At 73.3% G+C, this 21439-nt stretch carries 21 protein-coding genes; 9 read left to right on the top strand and 12 right to left on the bottom strand.

The genetic code is table 11. The features are described 5' to 3' along the window. Positions 1-143 precede the first annotated feature (143 nt). Both IG86_RS0136095 and IG86_RS0136090 read left to right on the top strand, forming a co-directional pair. On the top strand, positions 144-872 hold the full coding sequence (locus IG86_RS0136095; RefSeq protein ID WP_030902510.1) for a class I SAM-dependent methyltransferase: 729 nt from the start codon (positions 144-146) through the stop codon (positions 870-872). Between the two features lie 99 nt (positions 873-971). Continuing rightward, complete coding sequence (locus tag IG86_RS0136090) at positions 972-1754, top strand: LppU/SCO3897 family protein (protein ID WP_030826984.1); 783 nt, start codon at positions 972-974, stop codon at positions 1752-1754. Positions 1755-1773: 19 nt separating this feature from the next. Here the strand turns inward: IG86_RS0136090 and IG86_RS0136085 are convergent, their stop codons facing one another. Further along, the gene (locus IG86_RS0136085) at positions 1774-3435 is read right to left on the bottom strand and encodes a FadD3 family acyl-CoA ligase (protein WP_078906153.1); all 1662 of its coding nucleotides are present in this window, start codon (positions 3433-3435) and stop codon (positions 1774-1776) included. A gap of 94 nt (positions 3436-3529) precedes the next feature. Here IG86_RS0136085 and IG86_RS0136080 point away from each other — a divergent pair, with 94 nt between their 5' ends. Genes IG86_RS0136080 through IG86_RS0136070 form a run of 3 tightly spaced genes read left to right on the top strand, consistent with a single transcriptional unit; the run spans position 3530 to position 5926 of the window. Beyond that, positions 3530-4681, top strand: coding sequence for a lipid-transfer protein (locus tag IG86_RS0136080; protein ID WP_030902504.1), 1152 nt, complete (start codon positions 3530-3532; stop codon positions 4679-4681). A gap of 7 nt (positions 4682-4688) precedes the next feature. Then, a complete protein-coding gene (locus tag IG86_RS0136075; protein ID WP_051785605.1) occupies positions 4689-5153 on the top strand; it encodes a Zn-ribbon domain-containing OB-fold protein in 465 nt (154 codons plus the stop codon). Continuing rightward, a complete protein-coding gene (locus IG86_RS0136070) occupies positions 5150-5926 on the top strand; it encodes an enoyl-CoA hydratase/isomerase family protein (protein ID WP_030902498.1) in 777 nt (258 codons plus the stop codon). Before IG86_RS0136075 ends, IG86_RS0136070 begins: the two co-directional genes overlap by 4 nt. Positions 5927-6020: 94 nt before the next feature. Here IG86_RS0136070 and IG86_RS0136065 read toward each other — a convergent pair whose 3' ends face one another. From IG86_RS0136065 to IG86_RS0136055, 3 genes are all read right to left on the bottom strand, one after another. Further along, positions 6021-6515, bottom strand: a complete 495-nt coding sequence (locus tag IG86_RS0136065) for a peptidylprolyl isomerase (protein ID WP_030826970.1) — start codon at positions 6513-6515, stop codon at positions 6021-6023. A gap of 66 nt (positions 6516-6581) precedes the next feature. Continuing rightward, the gene (gene afsK, locus IG86_RS0136060; protein WP_030902495.1) at positions 6582-9005 is read right to left on the bottom strand and encodes a protein serine/threonine kinase AfsK; all 2424 of its coding nucleotides are present in this window, start codon (positions 9003-9005) and stop codon (positions 6582-6584) included. Between the two features lie 193 nt (positions 9006-9198). Then, entirely contained in the window at positions 9199-9993 is a 795-nt protein-coding gene (locus IG86_RS0136055) for a VOC family protein (protein WP_030902492.1), read from the bottom strand. A gap of 320 nt (positions 9994-10313) precedes the next feature. On the opposite strand from IG86_RS0136055, the gene IG86_RS0136050 reads away from it, so the two are divergent. Continuing rightward, complete coding sequence (locus IG86_RS0136050) at positions 10314-10961, top strand: TetR family transcriptional regulator (protein ID WP_030648906.1); 648 nt, start codon at positions 10314-10316, stop codon at positions 10959-10961. A 66-nt stretch (positions 10962-11027) separates the two neighbouring features. Here the strand turns inward: IG86_RS0136050 and IG86_RS0136045 are convergent, their stop codons facing one another. Both IG86_RS0136045 and IG86_RS0136040 read right to left on the bottom strand, forming a co-directional pair. Next, the gene (locus IG86_RS0136045; RefSeq protein WP_030826962.1) at positions 11028-11510 is read right to left on the bottom strand and encodes a nitroreductase family deazaflavin-dependent oxidoreductase; all 483 of its coding nucleotides are present in this window, start codon (positions 11508-11510) and stop codon (positions 11028-11030) included. Then, positions 11510-12811, bottom strand: coding sequence for an acyl-CoA dehydrogenase family protein (locus tag IG86_RS0136040; RefSeq protein WP_051785604.1), 1302 nt, complete (start codon positions 12809-12811; stop codon positions 11510-11512). Before IG86_RS0136040 ends, IG86_RS0136045 begins: the two co-directional genes overlap by 1 nt. A 185-nt stretch (positions 12812-12996) precedes the next feature. On the opposite strand from IG86_RS0136040, the gene IG86_RS0136035 reads away from it, so the two are divergent. Next, positions 12997-14190, top strand: coding sequence for a thiolase C-terminal domain-containing protein (locus IG86_RS0136035; protein WP_030902487.1), 1194 nt, complete (start codon positions 12997-12999; stop codon positions 14188-14190). Between the two features lie 1525 nt (positions 14191-15715). Here IG86_RS0136035 and IG86_RS0136030 read toward each other — a convergent pair. The 3 genes from IG86_RS0136030 to IG86_RS0136020 all read right to left on the bottom strand — a co-directional run bounded on the left by IG86_RS0136030 (position 15716) and on the right by IG86_RS0136020 (position 17536). Continuing rightward, a complete protein-coding gene (locus tag IG86_RS0136030; protein WP_030833593.1) occupies positions 15716-15922 on the bottom strand; it encodes a DUF4287 domain-containing protein in 207 nt (68 codons plus the stop codon). Between the two features lie 103 nt (positions 15923-16025). Next, entirely contained in the window at positions 16026-16955 is a 930-nt protein-coding gene (locus IG86_RS0136025; protein ID WP_030833591.1) for an RNA polymerase sigma-70 factor, read from the bottom strand. A gap of 107 nt (positions 16956-17062) precedes the next feature. Further along, positions 17063-17536, bottom strand: a complete 474-nt coding sequence (locus IG86_RS0136020) for a carboxymuconolactone decarboxylase family protein (protein WP_030833589.1) — start codon at positions 17534-17536, stop codon at positions 17063-17065. Positions 17537-17770: 234 nt separating this feature from the next. On the opposite strand from IG86_RS0136020, the gene IG86_RS0136015 reads away from it, so the two are divergent. Next, positions 17771-18454 (top strand): pyridoxine/pyridoxamine 5'-phosphate oxidase, encoded by a 684-nt coding sequence (locus tag IG86_RS0136015; protein ID WP_037849918.1) that lies wholly within the window; start codon positions 17771-17773, stop codon positions 18452-18454. Here the strand turns inward: IG86_RS0136015 and IG86_RS0136010 are convergent. Then, on the bottom strand, positions 18403-18885 hold the full coding sequence (locus tag IG86_RS0136010; protein ID WP_045937332.1) for a Zn-ribbon domain-containing OB-fold protein: 483 nt from the start codon (positions 18883-18885) through the stop codon (positions 18403-18405). The genes IG86_RS0136015 and IG86_RS0136010 overlap by 52 nt on opposite strands. Further along, positions 18882-19334, bottom strand: coding sequence for a hypothetical protein (locus IG86_RS0136005; protein ID WP_030833583.1), 453 nt, complete (start codon positions 19332-19334; stop codon positions 18882-18884). The genes IG86_RS0136010 and IG86_RS0136005 overlap by 4 nt, the downstream gene beginning before the upstream one ends. A 193-nt stretch (positions 19335-19527) precedes the next feature. On the opposite strand from IG86_RS0136005, the gene IG86_RS0136000 reads away from it, so the two are divergent. After that, positions 19528-20727: a flavin-containing monooxygenase gene (locus tag IG86_RS0136000; RefSeq protein WP_030902481.1), complete on the top strand. Its 1200-nt coding sequence runs from the start codon at positions 19528-19530 to the stop codon at positions 20725-20727. 17 nt (positions 20728-20744) lie between these two features. Here IG86_RS0136000 and IG86_RS0135995 read toward each other — a convergent pair whose 3' ends face one another. After that, the gene (locus IG86_RS0135995; RefSeq protein ID WP_051785603.1) at positions 20745-21158 is read right to left on the bottom strand and encodes a hypothetical protein; all 414 of its coding nucleotides are present in this window, start codon (positions 21156-21158) and stop codon (positions 20745-20747) included. Positions 21159-21439 lie beyond the last annotated feature (281 nt).

The raw sequence follows: 21439 nt of genomic DNA, 5'->3' as shown, positions 1-21439 counted from the left end.
GCTCGGGGGAGTACGGGGGAGTACGGGGGAGCAACGGGGGAGCAACGGGGGGACGGCGGTCGCGGTGGCCCGGAGGGGGAGCCACCGCGACCGCCGCACACGTATGCCCGGGCGGACGCACGGGCGCGGCATAGGCTGGGGGCGTGTTCTCCTCCCACGGGCCGAGCGTCCGCGAACTGGCAGTGCAGGGCCTCTCCTCCGTCGAGCGGGGCTACGACCTGCTGGCGCCGAAGTTCGACCACACCCCCTTCCGCACCCCGGACCGGATGCTCGACGCGGTCGAGGAGACCCTCGCCCAGCGGGAGGGCGGCTTCGATGCCGGCCTGGACGTGTGCTGCGGCACGGGCGCCGGAATCGGCATGCTGCGCCGGCTGTGCCGGGACCGGGTCACCGGGGTCGACCTCAGTGCGGGCATGCTCGCCGAGGCGGGGCGCACGCACGCGGACGACGACCGCGTGGACTTCGTACGGGCCGACGCACGAGCCCTCCCGACGCAGCTCGCCGGCCGCTACGACCTGGCGGTCAGCTTCGGGGCCTTCGGCCACTTCCTCCCCTCCGAGCGGCCCGCGCTCTTCTCCGGGGTCCGCTCCGCGCTGCGCGAGGGCGGCGTCTTCGCCTTCCCGATCGGCGCCCCGATCCCGGCGAGCTCGCCGGTGTGGTGGGCGGTGGCCGGTTTCGACGCCGTGATGCGGGTGCGCAACGCGGTGTGGCGGCCGCCGTTCGTCATGTACTACCGGACCTTCCCGCTGAGCGGGGTGCGCGCGGACCTGCGGGCGGCGGGCTTCACGGTGGAGACGGTCGCGCTGGAGCACTTCGGCCGGCTGCCCGGCGGCGCCCCGCGCTGGCGGCTGGTCCTGGCCCGCCGCCTCTGAGAGTCGGCGGAACGGCTGCGTCACCTTCAGGACACAGGGCACAATCCGTGAGGAACCGTCAGGCAGCCTGCGCACCACCCTCACTCCTTGGAGCAGCCGGTGTCGTCACAGGAAATGCTCATAACGATCACTCCGCAACAGGCCGCCCACGGTGTGATCCTCCCCGTGGAGCTGCCCTCCGGCCCGGTCCGGCTGCGCATACCGCCCTGCCGGCACGGCGACCTCGTCAAGGTCCGCGTCGGCGCGGAAGAGGTCATGCTGCGCATCCACGTGTCCGGAGCGGGCGCGGCCTGGATCGCGGGGGCCGGCGGCGTCACTCCCCCGCCGACGGCGGGAACGGTCGCGCAGCAGCCCGTCCCGGCCCCCTCGACGGGCGGCGGGCGCGGCTGCCTGGTGGGGCTCGCCGTCGCGGCGGCCCTGGTCATCGGCTTCTTCGTACTGAGCGACGGCGACGACGGCTCGGACGCCAAGCCCACCGCCGACTCCACGCCCACCTGGTCGGCCTCGTGGTCGCCCAGCCCGTCGCCCACCCCGTCACCCTGGCCGTCGACCCCCGAAGCGGCGGCCACCACCCCCTACGTCCCCGAACCGAGCGTCGAGCCGAGCCCCGAGCCCAGCCCCTTCGACCGGGGCACCTGCCTCAACGGCCAGCTGCCGGACTCGACGACGCCCCGCAGCGTCAGCGGCGTCGAGGAGGTCCCCTGCTCGGCCTCCGACGCGCACTACCGGGTGATCGAGAGCATCCCCGGCACCTCGGACCTGAACGGCTGCAACGACAACCCCAAGACCCAGTACGCCTTCTCCTACCGCTACATGCGCGGCTCCATCGTCCTGAACCAGTACGTGTACTGCCTCGTCGGCATAGGCTCCTACGCCCGCTGACCCCGGTCACCCACCGCCCTCAGCGGGCGCGGAGTTCGCGTTTGAGGACCTTGCCGCTCGCGTTGCGCGGGAGTTCGGTGACGAACTCCACCGCGCGGGGGACCTTGTAGTTGGCCATCTCCCGCCGGGACCAGGCGATCAGGTCGTCGGCGGTGAGGGTGGAGCCGGGGCGGCGGACCGCGTAGGCCTTGCCGACCTCGCCGAGGCGCGGGTCGGGGACGCCGACGACCGCGACGTCTGCGATGTCCGGGTGCAGGCCGAGGAGTTGCTCTATCTCGGCCGGGTAGGCGTTGAAGCCGCCGACGATGAACATGTCCTTGATCCGGTCGGTGATGCGCAGGTTGCCGTGCTCGTCCAGGACGCCCACGTCGCCGGTGTGCAGCCAGCCGTCCGGGGTGATCGCCGCCGCCGTCTCGTCGGGGTCCTCGAAGTACCCCTGCATGACGTTGTAGCCGCGGACGGCGATCTCGCCGGCGCGGCCGGCCGGCAGGGTCCGTCCGGCGCCGTCCAGGACCGCCACCTCCGTGTCCGGGATGGCCCGGCCCGAGGTGGCGGAGATGGTCGCGGCGGGGTCGCCGCGGCGGCACATGGTGACGATGCCGCCCGCCTCGGAGAGCCCGTAGGCGGTGAGGACGGTGGCGATGCGCAGTTCCTCGCGCAGCCTCTCGACGAGCCGGAGCGGGACCACGGCCGCGCCGGTGACGACCAGGCGCAGGGCGGACAGGTCGTGGTGGTCGCGCTGGGGGTGGTCCAGGAGGGACTGGTGCAGCGTGGGCGGCCCGGGGAGTACGGAGATCCGCTCGGCGGCGACGTTGGCGAGGACGGTGTCCACGTTGAAGACGGGCTGCGGGACCATCGTCGCCCCGCGCATGAGGCAGGCGATGATCCCGGCCTTGTAGCCGAAGGTGTGGAAGAAGGGGTTCACGATCAGGTAGCGGTCGCCCTCGCGCAGGCCGGCGAGTTCGCTCCACACGTCGTAGCAGCGCAGGGACTGGGCGTGGGTGATGACCGCGCCCTTGGGGCTGCCGGTGGTGCCGGAGGTGAAGATGATGTCGGAGGGGGCGTCGGGGCTGATGGCTTCGGCGCGCTCGCGGACCGCCTGCGCCGTGACCCGGTCCCCGCCCGCGAGGAAGTCCTTCCAGGTGCGGAAGGTGTCGGGGGCGTCCTCGGCGAGGACGACGACCTGTTCCAGGTGCGGCAGCCCGGGCAGGGGCCCGCGGCCGGCTCCTTCGGCGGCGGCCCGGCGCAGCGAGGCGACGTAGGAGGTGCCGAGGAAGGTGCCGGTCACGAAGAGCAGCCGGGCCCGGCTGCGCCGCAGGACGTACGCCGCTTCCGTGCCCTTGAAACGGGTGTTGAGGGGGACGAGGACGGCGCCCGCCGAGACGGCGCCGAGCGCGGAGACGATCCAGTCCAGGGTGTTGGGGGCCCAGACGGCGACCCGGTCGCCCGGCTGCACCCCGGCGGCGACGCAGGCCGCCGCGGCGCGCTCGACGCGCTCCCCGAGCTGCGCGTAACTGATCCGGACGCGCCCGTCGACCACGGCCTCGAGGTCGGCGTACTGTGCCGCCGCCGACCGGACGAGCCCCGCGATGGTGCCCCAGCGCCGGTCTCCGCGCGCGTCCTCGCGTACGCCTCCGCGCGCGTCCTCGCGTGCGTGCCCCCGCAGCCCGTCGTCGCCCATGCGTGCCACCCTCCCGCGAACCCAGTAGCTGACTATCCGTCAGATTAGCTGTAGCCTTCGCGGCTGTCAGTACTGGCGCACCCCGGAGGTGGCGATGGCCGCAACGCTCAAGGACGCTACGGCGATAGTCGGCATCGGACAGACCGCCTTTGCCAGACATCTGCCCCAGTCCGAGAAGGAATTGGCCTGCCGGGCGATCCTGGCGGCCCTGGCCGACGCGGGCATCGACCCCGGCGAGGTCGACGCCTTCTCCTCCTACACGATGGAGGAGACCGACGAGGTGGAGGTCGCCAAGGCCATCGGCGCCGGCGACGTCACCTTCTTCTCCAAGATCGGCTACGGCGGCGGCGGTTCCTGCGCCACCGTCGGCCACCTCGCCGCAGCCGTCGCCACCGGCCAGGCCACCGTCGGCGTCGCCTGGCGCTCCCGCAAACGCGGCTCCGGCCCCCGCCCCTGGAAGAACACCGCCGTCCAGCTGCCCACCCCCGGCCAGTGGACCCGGCCCTTCGGCCTGCTGCGCCCCGCCGACGAGATCGGCATGCTGGCCCGCCGCTACATGCACGAGTACGGCGCCACCCGCGACCACCTCTTCAACGTGGCCATGGCCTGCCGCAACCGCGCCAACGAGAACCCCACCGCGATGATGTACGAACGCCCGCTGACCCGCGAGATGTACATGACCTCCCGCATGATCAGCGACCCGCTCTGCCTCTTCGACAACTGCCTGGAGACCGACGGCGCACTGGCCTGCGTGATCGTCTCCGCCGAACGGGCCCGCGACTGCCGCCACAAGCCCGTCTACGTCCACTCCGCCGCCCAGGGCCTGCCCTCCCAGCACCACGGCATGGTCAACTACTGGAACGACGACCCCCTGTCCGGGCCCGCCTGGACCGCCGCCCGCCACCTGTGGAAGCAGGCCGACTTCGGCCCCCAGGACGTGGACGTCGCCCAGATCTACGACGCCTTCACCCCCCTCATCCCGCTCTCCCTGGAGGGCTACGGCTTCTGCGGGCGCGGCGAGGGCGCCGCCTTCACCGAAGGCGGCGCCCTCGAACTGGGCGGGCGGCTCCCGATCAACACCGGAGGCGGCGGCCTGTCCGAGGCCTACGTGCACGGATTCAACCTGATCAACGAGGGCGTCAAGCAGCTGCGCGGCGTCTCCACCGCCCAGGTGCCGGACGCCACGACCTGCCTGGTCACGGCCGGCGAAGGCGTCCCCACGTCCGCGATCCTGCTGAGGAGCTGACCGAGCGATGACCACCGCACCCGAAGCCGCCGCACCCGCTGACGGCCTGCTCCTGCCCGTCCCCGACGAGGACGGCGCCCCCTTCTGGGAGTACGCCGCCCGGGGCGAACTGCGCGTCCAGGCCTGCACCGACTGCGGCCGGCTGCGCTTCCCGCCGCGCCCCTGCTGCCCGCACTGCCGGTCCTTCGACAGCGAGTGGCGCCGCATGAGCGGCCGCGGCCGCATCTGGTCCTACGTCCGGCCCCACCCGCCGCTGCTGCCCGCCTACGCCGCGCAGGCCCCGTACAACGTGATCCTCGTCGAGCTCGCCGACGCCCCGCACATCCGGCTCGCCGGGAACCTGGTGACCTCCGCCGACGCCCCGCTCGACTCCGTGGACCCGGCCAGACTGCGCATCGGCGCCCGCGTCCACGTGGTCTTCACCGAGCTGGGCGGGATGAGCGTGCCGCGCTGGCTCCTGGAGAAGTCATGACCCTGCGGGTGGAACGCGACAAGGCCACCGGGGTCGCGGTCGTCACCCTGGACCGGGAACACCGGCACAACGCCGTCGACCTGGCCACCGCCGGGGAACTGGGCGAGGCGTGGCGGGAGCTCCGGTTCGCCGAGGAGGTACGGGCGGTCGTGCTGACCGGCGCCGGAACGGCCGCCTTCTGCACCGGCATCGACCGCGGCGTCGAGGTGCCGCAACCCGCCTCGCCCTACTCCGCCGACGACCCGCTCATCACGATCGGACCCAAGTCCTGCGACCTGTGGAAGCCGGTGATCGCCGCCGTCAACGGCATGGCCTGCGGCGGAGCCTTCTATCTGCTGGGCGAGTCGGAGTTCCTCATCGCCTCCGAGACGGCCACCTTCTTCGACCCGCACACCACCTACGGGATGGTCAGCGCGTACGAGGCCGTCTACATGGCGCAGCGCATGCCCTTCGGCGAGGCCGCCCGGATGTCCCTGATGGGCACGGCCGAACGGCTCTCCGCGCGCCGGGCGCACGAGATCGGCCTGGTCTCGGAGCTGGCCGAGCCGGCCGGGCTGCTCCCGGCCGCCCTGCGGGCGGCCCAGACCCTGGCCGGCTTCCCGACGGAGGCCGTGCAGGGCACCGTACGGGCCCTGTGGTCGGCGAAGCAGGCCGCGCTCCACCAGGCCCTGGCCCAGGCCCCGGCGCTGATCGCCCTGGGAAACCTGCCGCCGCACCGCCAGGCGCAACTGTTCGCGGACCGCCGCACGGCCCCGCAACCCCGGCTGCGCTGACGCGTCCCGTCAGGGGGCCTTGCCGGCCCGGGAACGGCGGCGGCCCCGGCCCCCCGGAGGGGGCGGGGCCGACCGGCCGTACAGGCGGATGGGATCAGGCTTCGACGACGCCGGAGGCCGCGATCTCGACCTTGCCCTTGGGGGCGCCGGACTGGGAGCCCAGGGCCTCGATCTGGTCGACGAGGGCCTGGCCCTCGACGACCTCGCCGAAGACGACGTGCTTGCCGTCGAGCCACGGGGTGACGACCGTGGTGATGAAGAACTGCGAGCCGTTGGTGTTGCGGCCGGCGTTCGCCATCGACAGCAGGTACGGGCGGTCGTGCTTCAGGTTGAAGTTCTCGTCCGCGAACTTCTCGCCGTAGATGGACTTGCCGCCGGTGCCGTTGTGGTTGGTGAAGTCACCGCCCTGCAGCATGAACTGCGGGATGACGCGGTGGAAGCCCGAGCCGGCGTAGCCGTAGCCGTTCTGGCCGGTGGCCAGCTCACGGAAGTTGCGCGCCGTCTGCGGCACGACGTCGTCGAAGAGGTTGAAGACGATGCGGCCGGCGGGGGCGCCGTTGATGTTGATGTCGAAGTAGACGTTGCTCATGGGGTCCATCCTGTCACTCCCGGTGCGGTGCGCTACCCGGCGGGGCCGGACCCGGCCCCTGTCGGGTCACCCGCTCGTACGGGTGCCCGTGCCCTTCGCCGCGTCCAGGGCGTACACGCAGCGGTCCTTGCTGCACGCGTACACCACGCCCGCCTCCGCGACCGGGGCGCCGGTGATCTCGCCGCCCGTGGCCAGCTTCCAGCGCAGCTGGCCGCCCGCCGCGTCCAGGGTGTAGAGGCAGTGGTCGGCCGACCCGAAGTGCACCCGGCCGTCCGCGACCGCAGGGAGACCCGTGATCTCGCCGCCCGCCGCGAACCGCCACTTCGGGGTGCCGGTGACCGCGTCGAGCGTGTACAGCGCGCTGCCCGCCCCCAGGTGGACGTTGCCGCCCACCACCAGCACCGGGTCGGAGGACTGCCGCGACTCCGTCGCGATCCGCCAGCGGTCCTGGCCGGTGGCGGCGTCGAGGGCGTAGACGGTGCCCAGGTAGTCGGCGAGGTAGACCCCGCCGCCCGTGACGGCCGCGCCCGGCGCGAAGGCCGGCGGGGCCAGGAAGACCGCGGGGGCCTCGAAGTGCCAGCGGACCCGGCCCGAGGCCCGGTCCACCGAGAGCACCCGGGTGCCGGCCGCGACGTACACGTTGCCGTCCGGGGCGGGCGTGACCCGGACGGGCACGTTCCCGCAGGAGCCCGCGTCGCCGATCGGGTACGACCAGGACTCGCGGCCGCTGCGGGCGTCCAGGGCGCGCAGCCGCGCGTCCTGCCACACGTACACCGTGCCGTCGTGGAGGACGGGGGCCGCCTCCGGCGTCTCGAAGTCGCTCTGCGCGCCGGTCAGCTCCCACAGCTTGTGGCCGCTGGACGCCTCCCAGGCCTGTACGCCGCCACCGCGCGTGGCGGTGACGACCGTGCCGCGCTCGGCGCGCAGCGCGTACACCCAGGCGTCGGTGGACAGCCGCCACCGCTCGGAGCCGTCGGAGCCGTCGAGCGCGTACAGGGAGGGCCCGTCGGAGGCGTGGATCCGGCCGTCGGCGACCGCCATGGACCAGGCGACGTCGCGGGTCTTGAACTGGCGGCGGCCGCTGGCCACGTCCAGCGCGTGGACCTCGAAGGAGGTCACGTACAGGAGGTTGCCGGCGACGGTCGGGGTGCCCCAGACCTCGTTCGACATGCGGAAACGCCACGGCCGCCAGCGGCCGCTGTCCGGTGCCGGGCCGGGGCTCGGTACGGACGGCGCGACCGGTCCGGTCGCATGGGCGGGTGCGGAGCCGTCGGGAGAGCGGACCCAGCCGGTCGCCGAGTCCGCGGCGGAGGAGTGCCCGGCCGACGCCGCGGCCGACGCGAACGGGCCGGGCCCGATCGGCACCGGCGAGCCGCCCAGGCGTACGGGCTCGCCCGACGGCACCGGGGACCGCGGCGGGTGGTGCGGGCGCTGCGGCACGGCCTGGCCGGTGCGCGGGTCCACCCAGCCCTCGGCGCCGCGCGGGCGGCGGTGCGTCGCCTGCTCGGACAGCGGCCCGCGGCCCCCCGCGCCGCCTCCGGCGCCCGCGCCGCCGCCGTCACGGCCGGGTGCGGGCACGGCCGCGGCGGGCGTACGGTTGCCCGCGCGCCGGGCCTCGATCATCGCGACGGCCCGCCCGGGCAGCCACGCCGACGCGGTGCCGCTGTCGTCGCCGCCGTCGAACAGGTGCGGGGCCAGCTGCGCCTGCAGGTCGGCCGGGGTGGGCCGCAGCGAGGCGTCCATCTGCATGCAGGACTCGATCAGCGGCCGCAGCTCCTCGGGGAGCCCCTCCAGGTTCGGGCCCTCGCGCAGCAGCATGAAGACCGTCTCCACCGGGTTGGCCCCGTGGTAGGGCGGGTGCCCGGTCGCGGCGAAGACCAGCGTGGAGCCGAGCGAGAAGACGTCGCTGGCGCCCTTGACGCTGCGCGAGTCCTTCGCCTGCTCGGGCGACATGTAGGCGGGGGTGCCGACGGCGACGTTCGTCATGGTCAGGCGGGTGTTCGAGACACCGCTCGCGATACCGAAGTCGATCACGCGCGGGCCGTCCTCGACGACGAGCACGTTGGACGGCTTCAGGTCGCGGTGGACGAGGCCGGCGCCGTGGATGGACTGCAGGGCCTCGGCGATGCCGGCTGCGAGCCACCGTACGGCCTGGGCGGGCATGGGCCCGCACTCGTTGACGATCTCCTCCAGGGAGGGCGCCGGGACGTACGCGGTGGCCAGCCACGGCACGGCGGCCCGCGGGTCGGCGTCGACGACGGCCGCCGTGTAGAAGCCGGACACGGCACGCGCCGCCTCCACCTCGCGGGTGAACCGCACGCGGAACAGCTGGTCCTCGGCGAGCTCGGTCCGCACCGTCTTGATCGCGACCCGCCGTCCGGACGCGGACCGCGCGAGATAGACCAGCCCCATGCCGCCGGCGCCGAGCCGTCCCAGCACCTCGAAGGGGCCGATCCGTCTCGGGTCGTGCTGCGTCAGCTGCTCCACCACTCGCCTCCACACCTCCCCGTACGGGCCACTCACCGGGCCCGCTCCCACCGGCACGGGGCCCTGCCCCGTGCAGCGTCTCATTCCGGGGCGCAGCCCGGGTCGCGCAACCCCGATTCTGTCAGGCCCGGGCCGGGTCCGGCCCCGGCACGGCGAGCAGCGCGGTGTGATCTGCCCGGCGATCCGTCCGCGGCGGCTATCCGTCCGCCTTGGTGCGGGGTTCCGAGAGGAGCCCGAAGACCGCCCCCTGATTGTCCGCGACGACCGCGATCCGGCCGTAGGGGGTGTCGAAGGGGTCCGCGGTGACCCGGCCGCCGAGCCGCTGCGCCGTCGCCACGGACTGGTCGCAGTCCGGGACGGCGAAGTAGACGAGGAAGTGCGCCGGCATGATCTCCGGGAAGGCGTCCGTGATCAGGCTGCGGCCCAGGACGGCGGTGTCGGTGCCGGGCGCCTTGCCGGGCGGCGACCAGATGCGGTATTCCACGCCGGCGTCGTCCTGGTCCTGCGGGACGTAGCCGAAGACCTTGGCGTAGAAGACGTCCACGGCGTCGCGGGCCCGGGTGTAGACCTCGCTCCAGCAGTACGTGTACGGCTCCTGCTGGGCCTCGAAGCCGTGGTGGGTGCCGGGCTGCCACAGCCCGAAGACCGCTCCGCCGGGGTCGGCGGCCATGGCGGCGGTGCCGTACGGGCCGACCGGCATGGGGTCCATCACCATCTGGCCGCCGGCGGCGCGGATGCGCTGGGCGCAGGCGTAGGCGTCGTTGGTGTAGAGGTAGACGCCCCAGACCGTGGGCATCCGGCCGTCGGGCTTGGGGGCGAGGGCCGCGACGTTGCGGCCCCTGCTGTAGGCCTGCGTGTAGTGGCCGTACTCGGCGCCCGCGCTGTCCGCGTAGGTCCACCCGAAGAGCTCGCCGTAGAACCGCTTGCCCGCCTCGACGTCCGGAAGCGAGGCGTCCACCCAGCAGGGTGCGCCTTCCACGAATGCGGCCATGGGCCCGGTTCCTTCCGTTCTGCGGGGGTGTGTACCCTCCCACCTCTCCCAGCCATGATCCGCCCGAAAACTTGTCCACAGCCTGTTGATAAGACTATTCGGGGGAAACTTCGTGGAACCGGGCGACACGCCCGGACCGCGACCACGGGGGCGTGCGGCCCTCGACCACGCGCCGCACCCGGGCCGTGACCGCGCGCCGCACCGGCCTGAATCCGCCTCCGCGACCGCCCGGGACGGCCTTCCACCCAGGCCAGGGACCCCGTAACCCCATTTGCAGGCGGCCGAATAGCGCGCCGATCACCCCTCGGTAAGCTGACGGCATGACAGGACAAGTACGCACCGTCGACGGGCGTGTCGCCGGCCGGCGCGGCCAGGCGACGCGGCAGAAGCTGCTCGACTGCCTCAGCGAGATGCTCAGCTCCTCGCCGTACCGCGACGTCAAGGTGATCGACGTCGCCCGCAAGGCCGGTACCTCCCCCGCGACCTTCTACCAGTACTTCCCGGACGTCGAAGGCGCCGTCCTGGAGATCGCCGAACAAATGGCCACCGAGGGCGCGCAGTTGACGTCGCTCGTCGAGGGCCGGACCTGGGTCGGCAAGTCCGGGTGGTCAGCCGCCGAGGAACTCGTCGACGGCTTCCTGGAGTTCTGGCGTCGAAACGACGCGATCCTGCGCGTGGTCGACCTCGGCGCGGCCGAGGGCGACAAGCGTTTCTACAAGATCCGCATGAAGATCCTGAACTCGGTCACCAACTCCCTCACGGAATCGGTGAAGGAGCTCCAGGCCAAGGGCAAGGTCGACAAGGACGTCAGCCCCGCCGCGATGGCCGGTTCGCTGGTCGCGATGCTGGCCGCGGTCGCCTCGCACCAGAAGGGCTTCCAGGCCTGGGGAGTCAAGCAGGCCGAGCTCAAGCCGAACCTGGCCCTGCTCGTCCACCTCGGCATCACCGGCAAGAAGCCGACCAGGTAACGGCGGGCCCGCTCCGGGTCCGCCGCCCCCGGCCGGCTCCGCGCCGGCGCCACCACCCGCCCGGGATCAGCGACGCTCCAGGCGGAACAGCCGGATCTCACGCTCGATGCGCGCCTGGTACGTCGCGTACGGCGGCCAGAACCTCAGCACCGCCCGCCATGCCGCCGCGCGCTCCTCACCCACCAGCAGCCGGGCCCGTACGGCGATGTCCCTCCCTTGCCAACTCACGTCCGCGTCCGGGTGCTTGAGCAGGTTCCCGGTCCATGCCGGGTGCCCGGGCCGGCCGAAGTTGGACCCGATCAGGATCCAGCTCGTCCCACCGTCCTCCGGCATGCACGCGAGCGGTGTGGTGCGCGGCTCGCCGGTCCGCGCGCCCTTGGCGGTGAGGATCACGCCCGGCAGCATCTGGGCGCTCAGCATGACCTTGCCGCGGGTCAGCTTGTGCACCGCCTTGTCCATGGCGGGGATGAAGTGCGGTGCGATCTTGGCGAACAGCATGGTCGAGGAGACCTTCTGCATCAGCTTGACGCCGGGAGCCACGCGAGCCATCAGACGGCCACCTTCTCTTGTGCGGGCGGGGACGCGGCGGGAGCCGCGGCGGAGGATGCGGGCGCGGGCGGGGCGGCGTCGGCCGGCTCGGGCGCGGCCGCCGGCGCCGCCGCCGGCGCGAACAGGCCCGCGCGGTCCGCGGCGTGCGCCCGCAGCCGGTGCACCGGGCCGAACAGCAGCTCGTCGGACGCGGCCCGCTTGAAGTAGAGGTGCGCGTCGTGCTCCCAGGTGAAGCCGATACCGCCGTGCAGCTGGATCGCCTCCCCCGCCGTCAGCCGCAGCGCCTCCAGCCCCTGCGCGAGCGCGAGCCCGCCCTGGTCCGGATCCCAGGCCGCGTAGTAGGCCGCCGAGCGGGCCGCCTGGACCTGCACGTACAGGTCGGCGAGCCGGTGCTTGACCGCCTGGAAAGAGCCGATCGCCCGGCCGAACTGCTCGCGCTGGCGCACGTACTCCACGGTGCGCGCGAGCGCCTGACCGGCCGCCCCGACCGCCTCGGCGGCGAGCACGGCGGAGGCGGTGCGCCCGGTGGCGGCGAGGGCCCCCGGCACGTCGGCCCCCTCCTCACCCTCGCCCTCGCCCTCGCTCGCGCCGAGCAACTCCGCCGGAACGTCGCGGAGTTGGATCCGGGCCTGCGGGCGCGTCTCGTCGAGCACGGTCTGCCGGGCCCGTACGAGGCCGGGCGCGTCCTCCCGTACGAGGAACAGCAGCGTACGGCTGCGCGCGAAGCCGCCGGTGTGCGCGGCGACCAGCAGCAGGGACGCGCTGTGCCCGTCGAGCACCTGGGCCGCCTCCCCGTACAGCCGCCAGCCGTCGCCGGCCGCGCCGGCCCGGGCCTGGACCCCGCCGGCCCGGCCGCCGCCGGACCACTGGCCTGCGGCGTCCTCCCCGGTCAGCGCGAGGGCGGTGGCGAGCGCCGGGCCGGGGACGGCGAGGGCGGCGGTCAGCCCGCCCGACGCCAGCGGCGGGAGCAGCGCGGAGCGCTGGGCGGCGGTGCCGAGGGCGGCGATCAGGGGCGCGCAGAGCGCGGCGGTGGCCAGCAGCGGCGAGGGCAGCAGCGCCCGCCCGGTCTCCTCGCAGGCCAGGGCCAGGTCGGCGGGCCCGCAGCCGACCCCGCCGTACTCCTCCGCGACGGCGATGCCCGGCAGCCCGAGCTGCCGGGAGAGCTGCTGCCACAGCTCAGGGTCGTATCCGGCAGCGGTGCGGACGGCGGCCTTGACCTCGTCGGGGCCGCAGCGTTTGCCCAGGATCTCGCGCAGGGTACGCCGTATCTCGTCCTGCTCCGCGGTGAAGGCGGCATCCATCGTCGGGCTCCTCCCCGTATCTGACGGGCCGTCATGTTAGGGCGGCGGGCGACAGATGCACAGGGGGCGACGGCGCCGGGTTGCGCGCGGACGGGGGCCCCGGAGGGCGGGGGCGGGCAGCCCGGGAGGGCGAGGGCGGGCCCGGGGCCTAGCATCTGACGATACGTCAGATGTACCGTCCTGGCATGCCTGGACTCACACCTGGAACCGCCCCCCGCCCCGGCCGGCGGGTCGCGGCGGTCGGCGTCGCCCTCTCGGACTGCGGCCGGGTGGACGGCCCCACCCCCTACGCCCTGCACGCACAGGCCGCCCGGCGCGCCCTGGCCGACTCCGGCCTCGACCGCTCCGTCATCGACGGCTTCGCCTCGGCCGGCCTCGGCACGCTCGCACCGGTCGAGGTGGCCGAATACCTGGGCCTGCGCCCCACCTGGGTCGACTCCACCTCCGTCGGCGGCTCGACCTGGGAGGTCATGGCCGCGCACGCGGCGGACGCGATCGCCGCGGGCCACGCCAACGCGGTGCTGCTGGTCTACGGATCCACGGCCCGGGCCGACATCAAGGCCCGGCGCCGCACCTCGAACCTCTCCTTCGGCGCCCGCGGACCGCTGCAGTTCGAGGTCCCGTACGGCCACACGCTGATCTCCAAGTACGCCATGGCCGCCCGCCGCCACATGCACCAGTACGGGACGACGCTGGAGCAGCTCGCCTCCGTGGCCGTACAGGCCCGGGCGAACGCGGCGACGAACCCCGACGCGATGTTCCGTGACCCGATCACCGTCGAGGACGTCCTGTCCGGCGAGATGATCGCCGACCCCTTCACGAAGCTGCACTGCTGCATCCGCTCGGACGGCGGCTGCGCGGTGCTCCTGGCCGCGGAGGACTACGTACCCGACACCGCCAAGGCGCCGGTGTGGGTCCTGGGCTCGGGCACGTCCGTCTCCCACACCACCATGTCGGAGTGGGAGGACTTCACGGTCTCCCCCGCCGCCGTCTCGGGCCGCATCGCCTTCGAACGGGCGGGCCTCACCCCGGCGGACGTGGACCTCGCGGAGATCTACGACGCCTTCACGTACATGACCCTGGTGACCCTGGAGGACCTCGGCTTCTGCGCGAAGGGCGAGGGCGGGGCCTTCGTGGAGAAGGGCCGCCTGCTGCGCGACGGAGAACTCCCGGTCAACACGGACGGCGGAGGCCTCTCGGCCTGCCACCCCGGCATGCGCGGCCTGTTCCTGCTGGTCGAGGCGGTCCGCCAACTCCGCGGCGAGGCGGGGGCGGGCCAGGTCACCAAACCCGGCGGCCGCCTCCCCCAGGTAGCCCTGGCCTCAGGCACAGGCGGCTGGTTCTGCTCCTCGGGCACGGTCCTACTGGGCCGGGGTTAGCGGCGGGGGCCCAGGTGCGCGGAAGACACCCGGCCCGGACCGGAAGGCGGGGACGGACCGGGGAGGCGGAAGACACCGGGCCCGGACCGAAAGGCGGGGGCGGGAGCCGGGGAGGCGGGAGACACCCGGACGGAGTCGGACGGGCGCGGGCGAACCCGGGAGGCAGAAGACACCGGGCCCGGACCGGACGGGCGCGGGGGCTTCGGTGGGCGGGATCTGTGCCGGTCGGGATCAGAGAGGGTTTGGGGGTTTCCCGTCAGTCCCATCGTCTCTCCGTGTCGGGCCGGTCCCTCAAGGGCGCTCCTTCGTCGCGTCGCTTCGCGATGGCCTTCGGCCACCCTTGACCGCCCGCCCCGCCACGGAAATCCGAAAGACTGCCGGGAAGCCCCCAAAGGAACGGGCCGGCCGACAGGGGACCCATCGGGGCGATCGCCCTGCGCGGGCGGAGCCCAGGGCGCGTCCAATCGCTACGCGCTCCTGCCAGACGGCGTCAGCGAGCCTCGTGGGCTGGACATAAGCCGCCACCAATCGCTACGCGCTCCTGAAGGACGGCGCCTGCGAGCCCCTGCGGCTGGACATAAGCCGCCATCGATCGCTACTGAAGGACGGCGCCTGCGAGCCCCTGTGGCTGGACATAAGCCGCCACCAATCGCTACGCGCTCCTGAAGGACGGCGCCTGCGAGCCCCTGTGGCTGGGCATAGGCCGCCATCGATCGCTACGCGCTTCTCGCTGACGGCGTCCGGCCCTTGTCCGGGGCTGATGCGGGCGATATCGGTGGGCGGGAGGGCGATCCATCGGCTCAGCCGATGCCAACCCCCACCAAGGGCACCGTGAGATCCCACCCGCCGGTACAGACATGGGTAATTGGGGCGTATTGGGGGCTCTTTGGGGCGCGCACTCGCCCAGACATGGATGGGCATCGCTCCAGCCGTCATCTGACGCTTTTCCTCCCCTACGACAGGGGCCGGACGCCGTCCGTGGGGTGTGATGGAAGGTTTCTGCGGCTTGCGACCAGCCCCGGACATCTCGCAGACGCGTGATGGGGAGCGCCTGGCGATCGATGGCGGCTTATGTCCAGCCCACGGGGCTCGCAGGCGCAGTCCGGCAGGAGCGCGTAGCGATTGGTGGCGGCTTATGCCCAGCCCCAGACGGACCGCGGACGCGTGATCGAGAAGCGCGTAGCGATCGATGGCGGCTTATGTCCAACCCAAGGGGCTCGCAGGCGCCGTCTCGCGGGAACGCGTAGCGATTTGGGGCGCCCCCCGACCGCCGCCGCGCATCTCCGACGCCCCGTCCCTGAAAAGCTGGGACCGGCCCGTTCCTTTGGGGGCTTCCGGGCCGGCCCGACGCGGAGAGACGATGGGACTGACGGGAAACCCCCAAACCCTCTCTGATCCCGCCCGAGTGGATCCCGCCCACCGAAGCCCCCACGCCCTTCCGACTCCCTCCGGGCGTCTCCCGCCCCCGAAGCCGCCGCCCTGCCCCGCCCGCCCCCGAAGCCGCCGCCCCGCCCCGCCCCGCCCTCTACTTGCGCTCCGCCAGGGTGTCGGCCACCAGGGCGTTCGCGTGGCCGTGGCCCAGGCCGTGTTCCGTCTTGAGCCAGGCGACGAGCTCCATGTGCTTGGTCAGCGGCGAGGACCTGATGAGGTCCTTCCATTCGGCGATCGGCCGGCCGTACTTCTTCTCGATCGAGGGGAAGTAGCTGGCGGGGCCCTTCACGGTGTCGGCCATGGCGTGTCTCCTACGTCTTCGTCGTGGTGCCGTCGCAGTGATGACCGCCGGTGGACCGAAAACTGAGCGACAGGGGCGGGGTGAGCCGCATCACACCGTGGGGTCAGGCCGTCGTCCGGCGGCGGCGGGCCTCCTTCAGCTCGCGGGCGACGGCCCAGGCGTCGGCGACCGGGCCGACGTGGGTGAGCTTCTCGGGGTTGTTCAGGCCTCGGACGGTCCGGATCCTGCCGTCGAGCACGTCGAGGACCATGAGGTGCAGCACCTTGCCGTCGCGGTCGCGGAAGATCGCGCCGGGCTCGCCGTTGACGTCGTGCGGCTCGCACGTCACGTCGATCCGCATCAGCCAGGGGTAGACCGCGGCCAGCAGACGGGCGACGTTCGCCGCGCCCGTGACGGCCTTGGCCAGCTGCGGGGCGTTGCCGCCGGCATCCCCGACGAGCTGCACGTCGGCCGCCAGCAGGTTCTGGAGCCCGCCCACGTCTCCGTTCTTCAGCGCGTCGAAGAACCGCGTCGCCAGTTCCCGCCGCTCCCGCCGGTCGGCCGTGAACCTCGGTCGGCCGGCGTCCATGTGCCGGCGCGCCCGCACCAGCAGCTGGCGGCACGCCGCCTCCGACCGCCCCACCGCGGCGGCGACCTCGTCGAAGCCGAAGCCGAAGACCTCCCGCAGCACGAACACCGCCCGCTCCAGCGGGCTGAGGCGTTCCAGCAGCAGCAGCGCCGCCATGGACACCGAGTCGGCCAGCTCCACCGCCCGCGCGGGGTCCTCGTACGGGTCGCTGAGCAGCGGTTCGGGGAACCAGGGGCCCGTGTACTGCTCGCGCCGCACGCGCGCGGAGCGCAGTACGTCGATCGAGATGCGTGTCACGGTCGCGGACAGGAAGGCCTTGGTCGACGTGGGCCGGGTCGCCGAGGCGTCGAAGCGCAGCCACGTCTCCTGCACGGCGTCCTCGGCCTCGCCGACGCCGCCCAGGATCCGGTAGGCGATCGAGAACAGCAGCGACCGCAGTTCCTCGAATTCCTCGACCTTGCTCACGCCTGGTTCCCCCTGAAGTCCTCCGGCCCGGCCGTGTCCACCGGCGCGGGCGTCCTGCGGTGATCATCCGGACCGGCGGTGGCCCGTCACAAGGGCCGGGGCCCTCGTCAGTGGAGCTGCCCGGGCTGGTAGTCGCCCGCCGACTGCCGGGCGATGACGTTCAGCCGGTTGGCCATGTTCATGAAGGAGATCAGGAGCGTGAGGGCGGTGAGCTGCTCAGTGTCGTAGTGCTTGGCGGCGTTCGCCCACACCTCGTCGCCGACCCCGCCGGCGGCGTCCGCCGTCCGGGTGCCCTCTTCCGCCAGTTCCAGGGCGGCCCGCTCGGCCTCGGTGAAGACGGCGGCCTCCCGCCATGCCGCCACCAGGTGCAGCCGCACCGGGGTCTCACCGGCCGCGGTGGCGTCCTTGGTGTGCATGTCGATGCAGAACGCGCAGCCGTTGATCTGGCTCACGCGCAGCGCCACCAGCTCCTGCGTGGCGGCCGGCAGCGGCGACTCCTTGATCACCTTGCCTGCCGCGATGAGGTGCTTGAGCGCCTTGCCGGCGGTCGGGTCGGCGAAGTAGTCCAGTCGCGCGTCCATGGTGTGTGCCTTCCGTCGTCGTCAGTGGCTACGTCCCTGAGACGAGGTGGCCCGGCGCCCTGTGACACGGACGGCGCCCGGGCGGGTGTGACCTGCGTCTCCACCCCGACCGCCGGGCCGGCACGGCCGCGTGCAGGCCGTGTCTTCCGGATCGGGCCGGGCTCGCTGTGACCGGTGCTACCCGATCCGGCCCGATCCGGCCCGATCCTGAAGAGACGACCTAGCCTGGGCGCCATGAGCAGCGAGATCAGCGAGATCAGCGACGAGGAATTCCGTGCCGTCCTGCACGGCCTGCGCGTGTGGGACTCCCCGCTCCCCGGGTTCGACACCGGGGCGGCGCCCGGAGAGCCGGTGGCGTTGTTCCGGGAGTGGTTCGTGCACGCCGCGGGGGCGGGGCAGCCGGAGCCGCACACGATGAGCCTGGCCACCGTGGACGGCGAGGGCCGGCCCGACGTACGAACGCTGATGCTGCACGACGTCGACGGGCGGGGCTGGCACTTCGCCTCGCACGCGACGAGCGCCAAGGGCGTGCAGCTGGCCGCGCGGCCGGAGGCGGCGCTCGGGTTCTACTGGCCGTCGGTGGGCCGGCAGGTGCGGGTGCGGGGCGAGGTCACCGCGTGCGGCCCGCAGGAGAGCCGGGCGGACCTGGCGGTCCGTTCGCGCGGTGCGCTCGCGGCCGCGCTCACGGGGCGGCAGAGCGAGGTGCTGGGTTCCGTGGAGGAGCTGGCGCGGGCCTCGGCGGCCGCCTGGGAGCGGGCCGGGTCGGAGCCGGACGCGCCGGCTCCGACCTGGACGCGGTACGTACTGGCCCCCGCCGAGGTGGAGTTCTTCCAGGGGGACGCCGCGCGCAGGCACACCCGTCTGCGCTACCGGCGCGCCGCAGGCGGGTCCTGGGTCCGCGAGCTGCTCTGGCCCTGAGGCGGCCACGGCGCGGTGCCGGGTCGGAAGACCGCCACCCACACCCCGTCCGCGGCCTCGCGGAAGGTGACCGTCAGCGGCATGCCGATGCGCAGGTCCGCCGCGTCGCAGTCCACCACCTCGGTCATCATCCGCGGGCCTTCGGCCAGGTCGACGACGGCCGCCGTGTAGGGGACGCGCGCGGCGAACGGCGGGAGGTCGTTGCGGTGGATCACCGACCACGTGTGGAGGGCGGCCCGGCCGCTCGCGGTCTCCCAGGTCACCCGGTCCTCGCCGGCCCAGCAGTGGGGGCAGAACTCTCGCGGGTAGTGGTGTGCCCGTCCGCAGTCGCCGCACCGGCGCAGCAGGAGCCGGCCCTGAGCCGCCGCGTCCCAGTAGGGGCGGGTGAAGTCGTCGGTCTCGGGGAGGTCGTGGCGCGCGGTGCCGGTCACGGGAACAGTCCGATCGCCGCGTCGAGGGACCAGGTCTGCCAGGACATGGCCATGAGCGCGACGAGCGAGATGAGCGCCATCATCGCGTTCTGTCCCTGCTCGGCCCAGTCGTGGATCATCAGCACCAGGTAGAGGAGGTTCAGCAGGAGTCCTCCGATCAGCGCGACCGGGGTCAGGAAGCCGAACACCAGGCCCAGTCCGAGGGCGAGTTCCGCGTAGACGACGATGTACGCCATCGCCTTGGGCCGCGGGGCGACGACCCGGTGGAAGCCGCTCTTGACGAAGGTCCAGCGGTGCTTGTTCGCGACGTCGGCGGCCCAGGCGATGCCGGTGCCGCGTTCGAACCAGCCCTTCTTGTCCTTGTGCCGCCAGCTCTCCAGCCACCACAGGCCGAGGCCTATCCGGAGCACGGCGAGCCATTCGGCCCCACTGAGCCAGACGGTCTGCATCGGCAGCCCCCACCCCTCTCACCACTGATCTGACGGTACGTCAGTTCAGCGGATGCGGAGCGATCCCGCAAGGCCCCGGCCGGCCACGGCTTCCCTGCACGCGGGTCCGGGAGCCCCGGCCGTGACCGATCCGCAATCGATTCCCTCCTTGTCCGAGACCCATCAACCCAGCGTGGCGATACGATCACACCTCATGCCCGGAGTCCCCGCACCAGCAGTCGACATGACCACCCAGCCCCGCCCCGTGTACGTGATCGGGGCCGGCCCCGGCGGCCTCGCCGCGGCCGCCGCCCTGCGCGCACGCGGGGTCCGCGCGGTGGTCGTCGAGAAGTCCGACACCGTCGGCGCGTCCTGGCGGCGCCACTACGACCGGCTGCACCTGCACACCACGCGCCGACTCTCCGCCCTCCCGGGCCTGGCGATGCCGCGCCGGTTCGGCCGCTGGGTCTCCCGCGACAACGTCGTGCGCTACCTGGAGAAGTACGCCGAGTTCCACGAGCTGGAGATCGTCACCGGCGTCGAGGTGACCCGCATCGAGCCCGGCCCCGAGGGGGAGGGCGGCTGGACCCTGCACGCCAGCGGCGGGCGGGTGCTGACCGCCGCGGCCGTCGTCGTCGCCACCGGCTTCAACCACACGCCCCGGCTGCCCGACTGGCCGGGCGTGGAGTCGTACGGCGGCCGGCTGCTGCACGCCGCCGACTACCGCAACCCCCGGCCCTACGCCGGCCAGGACGTCCTCGTCGTCGGCGTCGGCAACACCGGCGCCGAGATCGCCGCGGACCTCGCCGAGGGCGGCGCGGCACGCGTACGGATCGCCGTGCGCACCGCCCCGCACATCATGCGCCGCTCCACCGCCGGCTGGCCCGCCCAGCGCAGCGGGATCCTCGTGCGACGCCTGCCGGTGCGGCTCGTGGACCGGCTGGGCGCGCTCGTGGCCAGGGCCTCGGTCCCGGACCTGTCGGCGTACGGGCTCCCGCGCCCCGCCACCGGCCTGTACAGCAGGGTCAGGGAAGGCGCGATCCCGGTCCAGGACGTGGGTCTGGTCGACGCCGTGCGCGCCGGCCGGGTGGAGCCGGTGGCCGCCGTGGACTTCTTCGACGGGCCGGAGGTGGTGCTCGCGGACGGCTCGCGCATCACCCCGGACGCGGTGATCGCGGCCACCGGGTACAGCCGCCGGCTGGAGGGGCTGGTCGGCCACCTCGGGGTGCTGGACGAACGCGGCCGGCCCCGCACGCACGGCGCCCGTACCGGCGAGGGGGCGCGCGGCCTGTACTTCACCGGCTTCACCAACCCCATCAGCGGCATGTTCCGGGAGATGGCCCTGGACGCGGAGAAGATCGCCAAGGCGGTGGCGCGACAGCCGGCCGACCGCCAGGGAGCCAACACCTCCTGAGGGTGCCCGGCAGCGCGTCACAGCAGGTGGTCCAGGTCGTAGAGCCGCCGGTGCCACCAGGCTCCCGTGCGGTGCGGCTGCCGGTGGGCGAAGGGGTCGGGCACGGTCCGGCGCCACAGCTCCCCGTCCAGCCAGGCCAGCAGGGCCTCCAGTTCCCGGCGCGGCCAGGGCGGAAGCCTGTGGACGGTCAGTTCGAGGAGGTCCCGGGCCACGGCGATGTCGTTGCGGAGGTCGCACTGCTCGCAGGCGCAGTAGTCCCGCTGCAGGTAGAGCCGGCGGCCCGGAAGAGCGAGGAAGGAGCGACAGGTCGCGAGGGCCGTCGCCGTCGCCCCGGGCCAGAGCCCTTCGTCGTACGGGCGCCGGGACTCCTCGCGGTGGATCGCGGCGACCGTACGGGAGGAGAGCCGGTCGATCCGGGTGGGCCACGGCATGGGCGGCCGGCGGCTCCGACAGTGGTCGGTGCCCGCGTACATCGGTTGCGGCAGGGACAGTCGTGCGCGCAACGCGCTCGGCCGCTTACGCGGCATGGGCCTTTCGGACAGCAGTCATGCGGTAGATGATCACACCGCTGCGGGGAAACATCCAGGGCCGCGGGCGGCGAGCGCGCCGACCCGGGCCGCGGGCGGTTGATCTCGGCCTGAAGTGCACTCTGGACCGGGTCCGGCGGCGTCTGCCACCGTTCACCACATCACCTCCACCAGCTTTCCTGCGC

It is taken from the genome of Streptomyces virginiae (genome assembly GCF_000720455.1).
GTDB classification, from domain to species: Bacteria; Actinomycetota; Actinomycetes; order Streptomycetales; family Streptomycetaceae; genus Streptomyces; species Streptomyces virginiae.
This window is presented reverse-complemented; position numbering and strand designations above follow the sequence as displayed.

Excerpts from the sequence above, each read along its gene's own strand:
- IG86_RS0136050 (WP_030648906.1), top strand. The coding sequence starts at position 10,314 with ATGACAGGACAAGTACGCACCGTCGACGGGCGTGTCGCCGGCCGGCGC.
- IG86_RS0136020 (WP_030833589.1), bottom strand. The coding sequence starts at position 17,536 with ATGGACGCGCGACTGGACTACTTCGCCGACCCGACCGCCGGCAAGGCG.
- IG86_RS0136075 (WP_051785605.1), top strand. The coding sequence starts at position 4,689 with ATGACCACCGCACCCGAAGCCGCCGCACCCGCTGACGGCCTGCTCCTG.
- IG86_RS0136030 (WP_030833593.1), bottom strand. The coding sequence starts at position 15,922 with ATGGCCGACACCGTGAAGGGCCCCGCCAGCTACTTCCCCTCGATCGAG.
- IG86_RS0136080 (WP_030902504.1), top strand. The coding sequence starts at position 3,530 with ATGGCCGCAACGCTCAAGGACGCTACGGCGATAGTCGGCATCGGACAG.
- IG86_RS0136055 (WP_030902492.1), bottom strand. The coding sequence starts at position 9,993 with ATGGCCGCATTCGTGGAAGGCGCACCCTGCTGGGTGGACGCCTCGCTT.
- IG86_RS0136005 (WP_030833583.1), bottom strand. The coding sequence starts at position 19,334 with ATGCAGACCGTCTGGCTCAGTGGGGCCGAATGGCTCGCCGTGCTCCGG.
- IG86_RS0136085 (WP_078906153.1), bottom strand. The coding sequence starts at position 3,435 with ATGGGCGACGACGGGCTGCGGGGGCACGCACGCGAGGACGCGCGCGGA.
- IG86_RS0136070 (WP_030902498.1), top strand. The coding sequence starts at position 5,150 with ATGACCCTGCGGGTGGAACGCGACAAGGCCACCGGGGTCGCGGTCGTC.
- IG86_RS0135995 (WP_051785603.1), bottom strand. The coding sequence starts at position 21,158 with ATGCCGTGGCCCACCCGGATCGACCGGCTCTCCTCCCGTACGGTCGCC.
- IG86_RS0136040 (WP_051785604.1), bottom strand. The coding sequence starts at position 12,811 with ATGGATGCCGCCTTCACCGCGGAGCAGGACGAGATACGGCGTACCCTG.
- IG86_RS0136015 (WP_037849918.1), top strand. The coding sequence starts at position 17,771 with ATGAGCAGCGAGATCAGCGAGATCAGCGACGAGGAATTCCGTGCCGTC.
- IG86_RS0136065 (WP_030826970.1), bottom strand. The coding sequence starts at position 6,515 with ATGAGCAACGTCTACTTCGACATCAACATCAACGGCGCCCCCGCCGGC.
- IG86_RS0136035 (WP_030902487.1), top strand. The coding sequence starts at position 12,997 with ATGCCTGGACTCACACCTGGAACCGCCCCCCGCCCCGGCCGGCGGGTC.
- IG86_RS0136000 (WP_030902481.1), top strand. The coding sequence starts at position 19,528 with ATGCCCGGAGTCCCCGCACCAGCAGTCGACATGACCACCCAGCCCCGC.
- IG86_RS0136045 (WP_030826962.1), bottom strand. The coding sequence starts at position 11,510 with ATGGCTCGCGTGGCTCCCGGCGTCAAGCTGATGCAGAAGGTCTCCTCG.